Annotated in this window: 14 protein-coding genes and 1 other annotated feature; all 14 genes read right to left on the bottom strand. The window is 26.5% G+C overall.

The genetic code is table 11. From position 1 onward, the window contains the following. Positions 1-7 precede the first annotated feature (7 nt). The 14 genes from VJI77_RS00205 to grdD all read right to left on the bottom strand — a co-directional run bounded on the left by VJI77_RS00205 (position 8) and on the right by grdD (position 16,239). Positions 8-2,386, bottom strand: coding sequence for a U32 family peptidase (locus VJI77_RS00205; RefSeq protein ID WP_323987838.1), 2,379 nt, complete (start codon positions 2,384-2,386; stop codon positions 8-10). Positions 2,387-2,531: 145 nt separating this feature from the next. Beyond that, the gene (locus tag VJI77_RS00200) at positions 2,532-2,948 is read right to left on the bottom strand and encodes a hypothetical protein (RefSeq protein ID WP_323987837.1); all 417 of its coding nucleotides are present in this window, start codon (positions 2,946-2,948) and stop codon (positions 2,532-2,534) included. Positions 2,949-3,484: 536 nt separating this feature from the next. Next, a complete protein-coding gene (locus VJI77_RS00195; RefSeq protein WP_313960734.1) occupies positions 3,485-4,492 on the bottom strand; it encodes an ATP-binding cassette domain-containing protein in 1,008 nt (335 codons plus the stop codon). Next, entirely contained in the window at positions 4,485-5,186 is a 702-nt protein-coding gene (locus VJI77_RS00190; protein WP_293439655.1) for a GTP-binding protein, read from the bottom strand. The genes VJI77_RS00195 and VJI77_RS00190 overlap by 8 nt, the downstream gene beginning before the upstream one ends. 8 nt (positions 5,187-5,194) lie before the next feature. Beyond that, complete coding sequence (locus VJI77_RS00185) at positions 5,195-6,412, bottom strand: ABC transporter substrate-binding protein (protein WP_323987836.1); 1,218 nt, start codon at positions 6,410-6,412, stop codon at positions 5,195-5,197. Between the two features lie 98 nt (positions 6,413-6,510). Continuing rightward, on the bottom strand, positions 6,511-7,884 hold the full coding sequence (locus VJI77_RS00180) for a hypothetical protein (protein WP_323987835.1): 1,374 nt from the start codon (positions 7,882-7,884) through the stop codon (positions 6,511-6,513). 112 nt (positions 7,885-7,996) lie between these two features. Continuing rightward, on the bottom strand, positions 7,997-8,422 hold the full coding sequence (locus tag VJI77_RS00175) for an OsmC family protein (RefSeq protein ID WP_009372744.1): 426 nt from the start codon (positions 8,420-8,422) through the stop codon (positions 7,997-7,999). A 2-nt stretch (positions 8,423-8,424) separates the two neighbouring features. Further along, positions 8,425-9,690 carry a DUF819 family protein gene (locus tag VJI77_RS00170; protein ID WP_323987834.1) on the bottom strand — a complete coding sequence of 422 codons (1,266 nt, stop codon included), beginning with the start codon at positions 9,688-9,690 and terminating at the stop codon, positions 8,425-8,427. 78 nt (positions 9,691-9,768) lie between these two features. Further along, positions 9,769-10,500, bottom strand: a complete 732-nt coding sequence (locus tag VJI77_RS00165) for a class I SAM-dependent DNA methyltransferase (RefSeq protein WP_323987833.1) — start codon at positions 10,498-10,500, stop codon at positions 9,769-9,771. 1 nt (position 10,501) lies between these two features. Next, entirely contained in the window at positions 10,502-11,023 is a 522-nt protein-coding gene (hpt, locus tag VJI77_RS00160; RefSeq protein WP_009372514.1) for a hypoxanthine phosphoribosyltransferase, read from the bottom strand. Continuing rightward, on the bottom strand, positions 11,001-11,201 hold the full coding sequence (locus tag VJI77_RS00155; RefSeq protein WP_009372405.1) for a hypothetical protein: 201 nt from the start codon (positions 11,199-11,201) through the stop codon (positions 11,001-11,003). The genes hpt and VJI77_RS00155 overlap by 23 nt, the downstream gene beginning before the upstream one ends. Before the next feature lie 10 nt (positions 11,202-11,211). Further along, on the bottom strand, positions 11,212-13,839 hold the full coding sequence (locus tag VJI77_RS00150) for a valine--tRNA ligase (RefSeq protein ID WP_323987832.1): 2,628 nt from the start codon (positions 13,837-13,839) through the stop codon (positions 11,212-11,214). 160 nt (positions 13,840-13,999) lie between these two features. Continuing rightward, positions 14,000-14,184: a binding site (T-box leader), on the bottom strand. Positions 14,185-14,408: 224 nt separating this feature from the next. Next, positions 14,409-14,972, bottom strand: coding sequence for an alkyl hydroperoxide reductase subunit C (ahpC, locus tag VJI77_RS00145; RefSeq protein WP_009372322.1), 564 nt, complete (start codon positions 14,970-14,972; stop codon positions 14,409-14,411). Positions 14,973-15,078: 106 nt separating this feature from the next. Then, on the bottom strand, positions 15,079-16,239 hold the full coding sequence (gene grdD / locus VJI77_RS00140; RefSeq protein WP_323987831.1) for a glycine/sarcosine/betaine reductase complex component C subunit alpha: 1,161 nt from the start codon (positions 16,237-16,239) through the stop codon (positions 15,079-15,081). Between the last annotated feature and the right edge of the window lie 4 nt (positions 16,240-16,243).

The raw sequence follows: 16,243 nt of genomic DNA, 5'->3' as shown, positions 1-16,243 counted from the left end.
TAAAAATCTAACTAACTGAATTTATATAGTGTCCTTTAAATCCATTTCTATCATTTATTTCTCTTGAATATTTTAAACAATCAATACATTCTTTTAAAATTTTATAGACCATCATCGAATTTTCATAAGTAAAATCAAGTCTTACTCTGTCAACTCCTAATTCAAATATTTCTTTTATATCAGTTCTTAAATCAAGAGCAATATGGTTTCTTATTTCAGTTCTACAAAACATATCTTGAAATAGTCTAAACTCTCTATTTTCCATATCTTTTAAAGCATAATCACTTCTTGCACATTCCGCACAACGTCTATCTTTGTGACAATCCTTTGTTAAAACTCCCATTGCACAGTATTCTGTAAGCATTGATCTAGTATGGCCGTATATTATCATGTCAACATTTGAATTTCTTTCTTTTAATTTATCCAATATGTTTTTTATTTCAAATTTATTTATTTCTTGTGAAAGTGTTATATCTTCAGCATTAAAATATTTTTCAAAAAATTTCAATGAATATGAATTATAGATATTAAAATATGTATCTATATTGAATTTTTTGGTATCAAATTTTGATTTAAAAAAGCTTTTTGACCCCCAAGTTGATATTTGAACTTTATTAAAAATTTCATCATTTAATTTGGATAAATATTTTTCTAATACAGAATACTCTTCATTTCTTATAACACCTAACGCACTATAAATTAATTTTATTCCAATGGCTTTTAGATTATTATAATATTTTTCAAGTAAATTAAAATCCTCAGTGTAAATTTCTCTTATAAACTCTGATATATTTGGATATTCTAAAATTTTATCCAGTTGAGAATTTTGATGTACTTTTAATGTAATCTTTCCATTAAATACTTTTTTACCATTTTGATAACTAAAATTTTTAAAAGGACATACGATTCTTTTTTCTGAAAAATCTAGTTTATATTCCTCATATTTTACTATAGCTTTTCTTCTCATATTATTTAAAACTGAGACCGGAATAAAGGCATCTTTATCAATAAAAATATTTTTAAAAACAAAATTATATGGCGTTCCTCCAGTTTTAGACAATTTTTCAACAATCTTATAAATCTCAACTTCTTTATTCTTTGCTTTTTCTATTTTTTCGTCTGAATAAACTTCGATATTTTCTAAAATAAACTTAGCTTTCTGTCCAACTTTAATAAAAATTTCACATTTTAAATTTATCTTTTTATTCTCAATTCCTTCTCTAAATGATTTATTGGCATTATCTACCAATAATTTATCAGAAGTTTTGTAAACAGGAGTTTTGGGTTTTATATCTTTTAAAAAATCAATTTCTATAATTTCTCCGGCTAGTCCAGAATCAAAAATTTCTCCATTTTTAATTATTCTACCAATGTTTCCACCACCTAAATTAATGCCGTCTCCCTTTGAAAGTTTACCAGATAATATTATTTTCAATTTCTTTTTTTTGGTATTGAAACTTAAAACTTCTCCTACTTTAACTCCAACATTATTAGGCTTATCTAAATTAATAATATCAGAACCGTTTTTACTCATAAGGTATCCTGATGTGAATTTTCTATTAAAAATAGCTTCTAAATCTTCTTTTAAAGCCTTTTTATCATCTGTAATTTTATTATTTATGTAATTGTCTATAGTTTTTCTATATCTTGATATAACAACTGCTACATATTCTGGTCTTTTCATTCTTCCTTCAATTTTTAAGGATTTAACACCCGTATCCAATATTTTTTCGATATTTTCTATACTACATAAATCTTTTGGACTCAATAAGTAACTTCCATTTACATCAATTGTCTTTCCTGTTGTTTTGTTAATCAATTTATAACTTTGTCTACAAGGTTGAGCACAACGACCTCTGTTTCCTGAACGATCTCCAAGCATTGAGCTCATAAGGCATTGTCCTGAGTAACTTACACAGATAGCTCCGTGGATGAATACCTCAATGTCTATATCAACATTATCACAGATTTCCTTAATTTCTTCTATACTAAGTTCTCTTGCAAGAACTACTCTGTTAAATCCAACTTTTTTTAATTCTAAAACGTCATTTAATGAATGTGCAGATATTTGAGTTGATGCATGAAGTTCCATATTTGGATATCTATTTCTTAAAACTTCTGCAACTCCAATATCAGACAAAATTATTGCATCCACACCAATTTTATATAAAAAATCTGTATAAGAAATCAATTCTTCAATTTCTTTTTCTTTTATAGATGTATTTACAGTAACAAATATATTTACATTTCTAAGTTTTGCATATTTTACAGCTTCTACAAGCTCATCATTGTCAAAATTTGTTGCAGAAGCTCTTGCTCCAAAACTGCTACCACCTAGATAAATAGCATCTGCTCCATTTTGAATTCCGGCTTTCAAGGATTCCATAGACCCCGCCGGAGATAAAAGTTCAAACATAATATTCCTCACAATAAAAAATATATCTTTATAAAATGTATAAAGATATATTCTATTATACCATAATTTTTACAATAAAAAAGGAGAAATTATAAAATTCCTCCTTTTAAAATATTCAATCATATTTAAATTTTATAAGAAATGTATTAATAAAAATCAATATAAAATGAATTATTATTATAATTATAAACAATAATATTGATTTAGAACCTAATAATTCAACTTTCTCAAATACAACTGGATACAATATTGCTAATAATTGAAATATTACATAGGATAAATTTATAATTAAAAATTTATAATTTATCTTATACAAAATAGAAAATGTCATATATAATATGAATACTATAATGAATGTTCCTCCATTTAATTCATCAATTATAGGCAAAACCTTTAAAAATAAATATTTATCAATACTGTATATATACTCATGATTTAAATCGACATAATCCAACATAAACATAAGTAAAGTAAATATAACAAAATTTACAATCCATAAATAATTTATAAAATATTTTTTAGCAATATTCATAACCAACACCTCAATATAATATAAAATCTGTTATTTATTAAAACTTAATTTTTAAGATGTTTAAATTGGTATAAATTAATAAGATGTAGCAAAATTATTATAAATATATTTATAATAAAGTACATCATTGAAATACCATTTTCAAAACCTGAACGTCCTATTGTTATTGGATATATATTTAGAAAAAAATATATACTCAAAAATATTTGATTTATAATTAGATATATTCTATTAGAACAAAAAATTAAATTTAAAATCGAATAAAGTAATATGCTGTAAAAAAATATATGAGTCAAACCATATTCAGGGGGTGATAATATCTTATTCACTCTAAAAATATTAATTAATATATATCTGTAATAATTAAATGTAAACTCTTGATTTAACATTATATTTTCTAAAAGAAAAAATGATATTATAAACAAAAATATACTTAAAATAGAAATTGTTCTCGATTTCATAATAATTTTCTCCTATTTCACTGTACAATATATACTTTATAAAAGTATTATAATACAGCAAATTAAAAAAGTCAATCATTTAGAATTTATTTCAAAATTGGAAAGTGAGTTACCATATCTTAATTCCTTTCTTAAATCCTGAATAATATTATCCATTTTCTCAAGCTCTATAAGTAATTCCTTTTCCTTTTCAGTTGTTTCATGTATCGCAACAATAGCTCCATTATTTATTACAATTCTCTTATCAGCAATTAATGCAAGTATTGGATCGTGTGTTGCCATTAATACAATTTTATTTTCACTAACTAATAAATCTAATGCTTTTTTTCTATCAATTCCTGCGTTTTCAATCTCATCAATCAAAACAATAGGCGATGAACTTAAAATAGCTGTATCTGCAATCATTAAAGCCCTTGACTGTCCACCACTCAATGATGTTATAGGAGTGTTTAAGTCAAATTTTTCTCCAGCAAGTTTATTTGCTTCTACAATAATTTTATTAATTATTTCTTCTTCATTTTCAACCATTCTGCTTTTTGCATGAAGTTCTATAAACTCATATGCTGATAAATCCATAACAAAATTCATATTTTGGGAAAGTTGGGAAACTAATTTATTATTTGCACTTAATCGCCATTTCTTATCAGCATCTTTTCCATTTATTAAAATTTTTCTATTAGTAGGAGTATCTCTATCTGCCACCCACTCAATATCTCCTAATAATCTTGACTTTCCACTTCCTGTAGGACCAACTATTGAAATTATTTCTGATTTATTTACTATAAATTCATCGTAATTTTCTTTATTACCAAATTTATCTGTACCAGCTAGTAAAGTTATTGAATTTACTTCATCATCTTCTAGTCCTAAAAAACTTTTCATTTGATTTATATATATTTCTAATGAATCACAAAGCAATTCTTCATCTATTGCAAGTTCTTCTTTTTCTTCTTCAGAAAATGAATGTAAATACTCTGCAAATGATAAATGTTTACTATTTGAAATATCAAAGTTATTTTCTTCAAAAAAAACTTCAACAAAAGGATATTTTTCAATTAATTTTTCAATTTTTAGATTACGCATTTTTATCCTCCAATTTCATTTTTTTGATATTTCCCATTTGATATTTTGCTCCGATTTTCTTTTCTCCCAAGCAGTAAGAACATAATGCAGTTGGCATCGCAAATTTTAATTCCATACCATTAACAGTATTTATTGAATTCTTTTCATCATACAATAAAGTACTTAATTCATAAGTTCCTTGTCCTGTAAGTCCATTTATATTCATAACTATAGAACTTGGATTAACAGAAGCAACTCTTGAAGAAAAAACTTCCCTTTCAGCCTGGGAAACAATATCTCCTTTTGTTATAACAACATAATCCGCACTTTTTAACATTGGACCAATTTTTTTAGGTGTATTTATACCAGATAAATTATCAATAACGCAAACAGCTTTTATATTTTTAATATATGGTGAACATCTATTGCAAAGTCCAGCTGATTCTGTTATTAAAATGTCCAATTCATTACTAATTCCCCATTGAACAACCTCTTCAATATTTGAAACAAAGAAGTGATCTGGACACAAAGCACCAGATAGTCCTTTTCTGACTAAAATATTATTTTTTTTATAAATTAAATCGTCATCAGTATATAAACAGTCAAACTTAACTACTCCTGCTTTAATACCTCTATTTTTTAAGTTGTCAATTGTCTTTACTATTACACTGGTCTTTCCTGATGAAGGAGGACCTGAAAATACTACTAAATTCATATAAACCTCTATTTTAAAATTTCTTCATTAAAAATTCTTTCAGATTCTTTCATAATTTTTACTATATCATTATTATGAATATAATCCCAGCCACAGAATAAAAACCCAAAATCTTCATCCAACATATTATCTACACCATAAATTGTAGTAGGAAATTTTCCATTTGATGAAAGTAATTTTCCAACATTTTCATTTCTAAAAAATTCAACAACTTTTTGAGCCTTTTCATTATCTTTTTTAGCCATTATAAATACAGGACTTATTATTGCCCCATCTTTTGGCCAAACAACCTTAAGTGCTGAACTTCTTGACACCATTTGTGTGAAAAAATATGGAGTAATACTAACAAGTGGATTGTTCTTTGAATCACCTTTTTTCTTAACCATTTCAGCAGGATGTAAACTCTTTTTATATATTCTTGCTAACGCTTTAATACCTTTGATTCCCCATTTTGCAAAAATGTTCACAACTAAAGCATTGAACATATCTAAATCAGATAACGGAATTGCAACACTGTCAGTGTAATTTCCACTAAAAAGCAAATCATCCCATGAAGTAGGAATTTTTCTCCCGTTTAAATTATTTTCATTTATTAAAAATACGCAAGGAACTACTGCAATAATATTATAAATATTTTTAGGATCTCTTAAACAGATTTTTTTATTGTCAAAGTCTTTATTCATCTTCTTATTTTCAACATAAAATTTATTCTTATCGAAAAATTTTCCGAATTTGTTTTTATCAAAAAATAATTCAAATCCTGCTGAAATCATTATATCAGCAACTTTATTAATATCTTCCGAATCTATATCATTTTCAATCCAATCTATACCTAGATTTGCAGATTTTAATTCATAACCAATAGTCAGACCTTTTGTTTTTTCCTCTTCAACAAATTTATCAAAAGATTCTATAATTGGTATTTTTAAAGGACACGGTAAAACACCTTTAACAATAACATCTCCAGTTACAACTTTTTCTTCTTCAAGAGATTTATCAACTGTACTATGTTCATTATTCAAGAATAAATCTAACTTTTCTTCGAATGCTGACTTATTTATACCTCTAACTTTTAAAGCCATATTTAATGAAACCATTTTACCCATAGTTTTCAACATTTTTTCGTTTTTTAATTGATCAAAACCATTATTTATAAAAAATTGTAATAGTTTTTCATTACCATTTAATATGTTATATAATTTATCATCAAAATCTATTTTACTCATAACTACCTCCTAACTACACAATAATATTATAATAATTTTTTGATTATGTATGTTGCAAATGCAATATAAAAAAATAAAATCGAAAATAATTTTCGATTTTATTTTTTCCTTCTATTAATTTGTTTCTCTTTAAAATATAAATTTTTTAAATATATCACACCAACAATTTCTACAATTCCTATTACTATAATTGCAAGATTAGTATAAGATTTTGCTTCTTTTTCACTTATTCCTTTTACATACTTCTCTTTATATATTAAATTTGTTATAAGGTTATTAGGAGCATTTGTTAATGTTATTTCAGAACCTTTTTTTGTATTAATATATTTTGAATTTGAATTAATAATATATTTGTAATCTTCATTTCCATTAAACTTATATTTAAAACTCTTAAAATTATCAAAAGTAGAAAATGAAGAACTTTCTATATTTAGCTTCATTACATTAATATTATTTACTGTTGTTAGTGATGAAGATATTGGATACTCAACAGTTAAATGCTTTTCAACTTTGCTATCGGTTTGAATTTCAAAAATTGCAACAATTTGTTTATCTGTTGTTGATTTTAAAACTCCTAGGCTATCATAACCTGAACCACCCAATATTTTATCAAAATTTTCAACAAAAATCTCATAAAGATTATCTTCTGAGAATCTTTGTTTAACATTATCGGGAATGTCCCCTAGAAATAAATTCTTTAAAAAGTTCTCAACATTCATAGATGTCTTTTCAATATTTTCTTTATAACCAGAATTAATTTGTTTATCACCTAAATAAATTTTAGTTCTTATGCTTACATCATTCCCGATTGTATATAAAACTGGTGTTTTACTCTTTCCACTAAATTCATGAGTTAAAACAATAGTTTTAGAATTTTTATTTTCTTCAACCTTTACATTTTCTCCACCTGATAAAAATAATTTTGTTTTATCTGTAGAATACTTAATTGTAATCTCATATTTTAAATTTTCAATATTATTAGATTCTAAATTAAATTTTCTTAGAGTTCCTACATCTTCCTTTTTAAAATTTACTGGTTCATAGGTTGGAGAATCAATATTATTTATAATTTCTCGATAAAATTCACTACCTGTTGGAGACTTAAATTTATCGTTCAAAAATTTAAGGGTATATGGAACATCTGCTCCATCCATTTTAATTGAAAAATCACTTAATTTTTCTATGCTACTATTAAATGTTATGCCCATCTTAACTGTACTATTATCAGCATTAGAGCTCTTTAGAGCGTAATTCGCTTTATAAACTCCATCTAATTTATTTTCAGTTGGACTAGCATTTGAAAAATCTATTACAGATTCTCCAGATAGCTCTATATTTTTAGTATCAGATAAGTTAAAAGGCTCATATATTCTATAATTATCAGTTAAAGTATTTTCTTCCGCATTATTTCTAAACGTGTTTCCCATAAAAAAACAAAATATCGTTAACGTGAGTAAAATTTTATTTTTCATATTTTCCTCCGACTTTTTATATGAGCTATTATACCATTTCTTATTTAGGTTGTAAAGATTATGGACTATAAAGAAAAAATCACAGATAGATTTATCTGTGATTTAAAATAAATTATAATAATTCAATTTTATGTGACTGTTTTATATTCTTATCAACTGCTATATTTACGGTACATATTTTATTTGCAAGATCAATTACCTTATCAATTTTATCAATACTTGCATCAGTTTTTAAAGAATATTTTGTCCTTATTTCTGAATACTCTTGATTTTTAAATGGAGTTTCTCCTATATTATCAGTACTTAAAACGTCAGCTTCAACTTCAATATTTAATTCTTCAAATTTTATTTTATAATATTTTGCAGATTTAATAAAAGTTAAAACTTTACATCCAGCAAGAGCCCCCATGAACATAGCTCCTGGTGACATATATCCAGAATTTACTTCCTTACATTTTAAACTATGCGTTATTATCTCCTGTCCATTACTGGATAAAATCATATCTCCATTTTTTTCTAATCTTATATTACAAATCATAGCTAAAATAACTTCAATATATTACCGATAAATACACCGTAATAATTACCAATAACATATCCTAAAATACCAACTAACATTCCAGGAACAACTAATTGATTCCAACCTCTAGCAATAGCTAATGCTGCAGCAGTTGTTGGTCCCCCAATATTAGCATTTGAAGCAATACATACTTCTTCAATTGAATATTTGAAAATCTTACCGAAAATAAATGAAACAATCATGTTTATTACAACGATAAGTACACAAAATACTAATAACCATGGTGCTTTCTTTAATATTATCTCAATAGATGCAGGTGCTCCAATGGCGCCAAAGAAAATATGAATTAAAAATGTACCTATTTCTTCTGCACCTGAAACTTTTGCTAAAATTTTTGTATAAGTTGCTAAAATAACAGTTATTGTAGTCATTAATAAATATTTACTACCAACTAGACCGAAGAATAAATCAACAAGAAATCTTAACGCAGTTCCCATATTGTCAGTATTAGGTTTAAATCCTGAAATATAAGTGCCTAATTCTGTAGATACCGCAACAATTACAAAAGAGAATGAAATAACTTTTGCTACATCTAATAGAGAAACATCTTTCTTTGCCCAGAATTGTGCAGCTTTATTTTCTCCAACTGAACCTAACTTTTCCATTTCATCCTCATAAGGATGGCTATAATGTTTTCTAAAGAATTTCATCGTAGGTATAATAGTTAAACTTACAAAATAAATTCCCATAAATAAGTTATCAGCTACTACAGCAGAACCAACTAATCCTTTATCATCCAAAGGAAATGCATCAGCCATTGCAGTTAAGTTCATACTACCCCCAGTATAAGTTCCAACCATCATTGCACTTAATTTATAAAGTTCTGGAATAAAATTCTTTAATAAGAAAAATGCTACGAATGCACCTAAAATTGTACCTAAACCACTTAATAAATAAATTCCAATAAGCCTTCCTGATTCTTTCCAAACCTTTTTTAAGTCAGCCTTAAAAAGTAACATAGGAATTGCAAGAGGAACTACCCAACCCCATACTATATCATATGCTTTTGTATCTTCAGCAGGGATAATCCTAAAATTTGATAAAACCATGGTGAAAGCTAGTGCAAGAATACATCCTGTAATTTTCCCAGCCCAACTATAAGTTTGTTCTAAGTAAATACTAAATGCAGCTATAGCACATAAAATAGCTAGTAATACCAAAGTATTATCTACCTTAATAAGTGACCAATATTTCTGTTTTGCCACTTCTTGAGCAAAATATAACATAAAAATACCTCCTTTAAAAATATGTAATGCTTTTCACATCATAATTTATTATATACTCACTCTTTAAATTTGTCAAACTTATATTTTTAAAACATATAGTGTTCTAAATGTCTTATCTGTCTTATTCTTAAAATTTTCAAAATCAATAATTTCTATAATTTGAAAATTATTCTTTTTTATTACATTTAAAATATCATTTTCAGAATATATATATTGTCTTTGTATTTCTTTAATTTTTTCATATGTGCCATACTCAGTCTTTAAGAAAAAATCAATATCAAAATCTATATATTTATTATGAAGATAATTTCTCCAAACATAAAATAGTTCATCTTCTTCATCTACAAAAATATTATTTCCTAAATATTCTCTTAGTTTATACTCAGAGTTTATATCAAACATTAAAATTGAGTTTTCATCCATTTGATTTTTACAATTATTTAAAAACATATCAATTTCGTTTATATTTTTCAAATAGTTTAAAACATCAAAAAAACAACATATTAAGTTATATTTCCTATTAGAATAAAAAGTTCTAATATCTCCTTTTAAGATATTAATGTTATCATAAAGTATCAATTTATTATAAGCAATGGATAACATATTGTCAGAAATATCAAAACCATCAACATAAATTCCTCTTTTCAAAAATTGTTCTGTTAAATTTCCACTACCCATTCCACATTCTAAAATATTTTTTACTTCCACATTATTATTTATACAAATTTGTATAACATTAGAGGCAAGTAAATCATAATCTACTTGCCTTTTCATTAATTCATCATAAATATAAGAAAATTTATCGTACATATTAGTCCTCATACGAAAAAATATAAGGAATATTTCTATATTTATTACCATAGTTAAGTCCATATCCAACTATAAACCAATCTTCAATTTCGAAACCAAAATAATCAGGAACTATATCGACTTCTCTTCTACAAGGTTTATCAAGCATAACACAAGTTTTAATACTTTTTGGATTTTTATTTAAGAGATATTCTTTAATATTTTTTAGAGTATTTCCTGAATCCATAATATCATCTACTATTAGCACATCTTTCCCTTCAATATCTTCTCTAAGATCAGAAATAATATTAACTTTACCAGTTGAAATTTCAGAATGTTCATAAGATGATGTTGTAATAAAATCTACAACTATAGGTTCATTTATCTCTCTAACTAAATCTGCAAGAAAAACAAAACTACCTCTCAAAAGGCCAATAGCAACTAAGTTTTTACCAACATAGTCTTTTGAAATTTGTTTTCCAAGTTCTTTTACTCTATTGGAAATTTCTTCTCTTGTAAATCTAGTAACCTCTCTTTTGTTCATCAAAATAGTCCTCCTTCGCTACTTTTTTACTATTTTTATTTTTTTCAAATTCAATTCTTTTCTTTTCAGAGTCTTTAATTTCCTTTAAAATCATTAATATTTTATTCAAAGTATATTGAATACTAACAAGTATTATAATCAAAAAAGTCATAAATATAACATTAAAATCTATATTCATATAAAATCACCTAATTATTTTTTATTTTCTCAATGCTTGATATAATTTCATCATAGATATTTTGATATTTCTTTAATTTTTCTCTTTCCTCATTAACAACTTTTTCAGGAGCATTATTTACAAACTTTTCGTTTGAAAGTTTAGAAGATGCCCTTTTTATTTCTGATTCATATTTCTGTAAATCAGTATTTAATTTTTCCAATTCCTTCTTATAATCTACAAGCCCATCTAAAGGAATATAAATTTTTTGATTATTACAGATAACAACCAGAGAATTAGAAATTTCTTCATCTTTATCCATAACTATTACTCTAGAACATGATGCCAAAAATCTGTATAAATGTTCTAATGATGAAGTATAAACTTTTGTAATTTCACTATTTGAAACAAAATATAATTCAGATTTCTTTGAAGGCGGAATATTCTTTTCGCTTCTCTTATTTCTAATAGCAGTAATAGTTTCAATTAAGTTTTCAACTTCACCTTCTTCTTCTATAAACATACTACTCTCATCATATTCAGGAAAACTTGAATTAATAAGCTTTTCATTAATGCTAGGCATAAAAGAATAAATTTCTTCTGTTATAAAAGGCATAAAAGGATGTAATAATTTTAGAATATTATTTAAAACATAAATTAAAACAGACTTAGCAACTAATTTTTTCTCAACATTATCTCCATACAATCTTGTTTTAGAAAACTCAATATACCAATCACAAAATTCATTCCATATAAAGTCATAAATTTTTGCTGAAGCTAACCCAAATTCAAATTTTGATAGATTTTCTGTTAATTCTTTAATTGTTCTATTTAATCTTGTTAAAATCCACTTATCTTCAATTTCTATCTTACTTAAATCAACATCATATTTCTCTTCATCATTTAAATTCATAAGTACAAATCTTGATGCATTCCAAAGTTTGTTTGCAAAATTTCTGTTGGATTCTACTCTTTTTTCATAAAATCTCATGTCATTTCCAGGAGTATTTCCTCCAACTAATGTAAATCTTAATGCATCTGCACCATATTTATCTATTATTTCAATCGGATCAATTCCATTTCCTAAAGATTTACTCATCTTTCTTCCAAGTTCATCTCTAATCAATCCTGTAAAATAGACATCTTTAAAGGGAATTTCATTTAGATTATATAAACTTGAAAAAACCATTCTAATAACCCAGAAAAATAAAATATCATAACCTGTAACTAAAGTATTAGTTGGAAAAAAGTATTTTAAATCTTCCGTTTTATCAGGCCAACCTAATGTTGAAAATGGCCATAATGCAGAAGAAAACCAAGTATCTAAAGTATCCTCATCTCTAATAAATGTTTTTCCTTCTTCTTTTGGTTCTTTTTTACTTACAACAACTTCTCCTGTTTCTTTACAATAATAAACAGGAAGTCTATGTCCCCACCATAATTGACGAGAAATACACCAATCTTTAATATTATCTAACCAATTTATATAAACTTTTCCAAATCTCTCTGGAATAATGTTTAACTTTCCATCTAAATAAGCTTGCTTAGCAGGTTTTGCTAATTCTTCCATTCTAACAAACCATTGTTTTGATATAATTGGTTCAATAATCGTCTTACATCTCTCGCAATGTCCTACAGCATGATTATGTGGTTCAATTTTAATCAAATATCCATTTTCTTTAAGTTCTTTTACTATTTCTTTCCTTGCAACTTCTCTTTCTAATCCAGAAAATTTTCCGAATCCTTTAGCAATTTTGCCATCATAATCCATAATAAGCTTTTGTCCTAAATTATGTCTACTTCCAACTTCAAAGTCATTCGGATCGTGTGATGGAGTAATCTTAACACAACCTGTACCAAATTCCATATCAACATAATCATCTGCTATAATAGGAATTTCAATATTTAAAATGGGTAAAATTAAAGTCTTTCCTACCTTATCTTTATATCTCTCATCATCTGGGTGTACTGCAACAGCTAGATCACCAAGCATTGTTTCAGGTCTTGTTGTTGCAATTGTTAAATACTCTTCACTATCTTTAAAAAAGTATTTAATATGATAAAAATTTCCATCTTCATCATTATGTTCAACTTCAGCATCAGAAATAGCAGTACCACAATTACAACACCAGTTTACAATTCTGTCTCCTCTATAAATTAATCCATCATTGTACATTTTTATAAAAACTTCTTCTACTGCCTTAGAAAGATTCTTATCTAAAGTAAATGCATCTCTTGACCAATCACAAGACACGCCTAGTGTTTTTAATTGATTTTTAATATTTCCTCCATATTTTTCAGTCCAGTCCCATGCTTCTTTTAAAAAACCATCTCTTCCAAGTTTTTCTTTAGAATTACCTTCTTTATTTATTTTTTCAACAACTTTTGCCTCTGTTGATATTGATGCATGGTCAGTTCCTGGAACCCAAAGAGCCTCATAACCACTCATTCTTTTCCAACGAATTAAAATATCTTGAATAGTATTATTAAGAGCATGTCCTAAATGTAAATTACCCGTTACATTAGGTGGTGGCATTACAATAGTATATGGTTTTTTATCTGTATTTATATGTGCAACAAAATCTTGATCTTCTAACCAACTATTATATATTTTATTTTCAAAGTCTTTTGGACTATAAGTCTTTTCTAAATTTTTCATAAAACCTCCTCATATAAAATAATATAAAATATTCGTATTATCTAATTAATCAATTAAACACTTTTACTTGTTGTAATATTATAATTTATATAATTATAATATTAATACTTTGAATTGTAACATATTGTTATAATTTCACAATAAAAAAACTTCATCCCATATATAGGACGAAGTTATCGCGGTACCACCTAATTTTCATAAAAAATGACTCTCTAAATTTATAACGTAATTACCCGTTTTTCAAAGCTAAAAAGCTACCTTCACAAAAAATGAATTAAATTTTTACACCGAACAAATTCTCTCTGAAAATTCTTTTTATGTTACTCCTCTTTTATATGCCTATATTTAATTTTTAGATAAAAATATTAGATATATTATAACACGAAAAATATTAAATTTCAATAAAAATTAAGAATTTTATTTATACTTTCTTATCATTATCTGTCCCCTAAATTTATTAATAGGATTTTTACCTTCAAATCTAATTAACATATAATATATTTATAAAAATTTAATTTATATAAATAAAAAAAAGACCGAAAACTAATTTCGGCCAATTTATTATTAAATTAAATTTTACCAACTAAATCTAATCCTGGAGTTAAAGTTTCATCGCCTGGTTCCCATCTTGCTGGACATACCTTATCCCCATGTTTAGCTACAAATTGTGCAGCTTGAACTTTTCTTAACAATTCTTTAGCATTTCTTCCAATTCCATTAGCATTTACTTCATAAAGAACTATTTCACCTTGAGGATTTACAACGAAAGTTCCTCTTAAAGCTTGTCCTTCGCCTTCAATTAATACGCCAAATTGTTCTGAAAGAGAAAGAGCTCTGTCTGAAATCATTGGATATTGAATTTTTCTGATTGTTTCAGAAGCATCCCACCAAGCTTTATGAACAAATTCAGAATCTGTTGACACTGAATAAATTTCACAACCTATTGCTTTGAATTTATCATAACTTAAAGCTAAATCTTCTAATTCAGTTGGACACACAAATGTAAAATCTCCTGGATAAAAGAAGAAGACACTCCATTTACCTTCTAAATCTTTGTTTGATACTGTGATTAAATCCCCATCATAATATGCAGGAACTTCAAATTCTTCAATTTTTTTCCCAATTAAACTCATACTAATACCTCCTATATTTGCCTTTTTTACTAAGACATTCATATTATACCACTTTTCTATTCATTCAAACAAAAAAGAGAGCAAAAAGCTCTCTTTAAATTTATAATTATGAAATATATCCTTTATTTGACAAGATTTCTTTAGATTTTTCTAGATTTGCATCATTGACCATTACTACAGGTCCAGTACAACCCATTCCAGTTTTTGCAAATATATTATTTTTCCACAAAGCAACCTTAGCATCTTCAAGTTCAAGAATATCAATTCCACCAATAGTTGCAGTAGCTTGTTCTTCTGCAGGACATTTAACTTCTTCTTCTGGTTCAGCTTTTTTTGCACCAGCAGAAGTAATCTTTTCTAAAATAGCTTTTAGACCAGCTTTATTAGCTTTTTCAAATTCTTTCTTTGAAACTTCTTTAATATTTCCTTTAACTAATTGTCCTGCATAAGTCATAGCATTTGCAATAACAGGGAATCCTGAAGCTCTTGATACTATAAGAACAAGTCTATCATATCCTTCACCAATTCCTGGTCCATAACCATAACCCATAGCTTCAAATCCACCACCAGTAGTGTATGATGAGAAAACTTTCATCAAAAGATTTCCAGTTAATGTATCATTTACCATTACATCTGGGACTCCTTGCAATAAGTCATTTCCTCTCATTAATACTCCACCATCAGCTCTGTTAGACTCAGCAAAGTTCATATCATAACCATTTTCTTTTAATTCTTTAAATGCTCTTTCAACAGAAACCGCATTATCTACATTCAATATACCTACTGTAGGATTTTGAATACCTAATGCTTTTGCAACAATAACTCCATAGATACCATTTTTAACCATACCTTCTACTCTATGTGCAGAAGAAGTACCAGTAGTTGTCGCAATAATCATTTCCTTTGCAGCAGCTGGAGTAATAACTCTACCTACAGTAGAAACTCCAATTGGAAAACTATAATGCATAGTTACACAACCATCAATTTCACCACTATCTAAAAGTGATTCCATTTTTTTGTAACCTTCTTCTTCATTAGCAACAACATATTGCTTTAATGAAGTATTTACTTCTGGTCCAATAATGCAATATTCTACACTATTATCTCTTGATTGAGCAAGCTCAGCTCCTTTTACAACATTATCTAATCCATGTTCACTGCCTAAAGTTGTAACAGCAATCCTTGGTCTTGTTCCAAATGCACCTGTTTCTAAACCAGTAGCAATTTCTTCAAAGACATTACCTATTACTTTTTTTATATCAGACATGAAA

This window comes from Parvimonas sp. D2, assembly GCF_035282635.1.
Classification (GTDB): Bacteria; Bacillota; Clostridia; order Tissierellales; family Peptoniphilaceae; genus Parvimonas.
The sequence above is the reverse complement of the archived record's forward strand: the minus strand, read 5'-3'. Positions and strand labels throughout refer to the sequence as shown.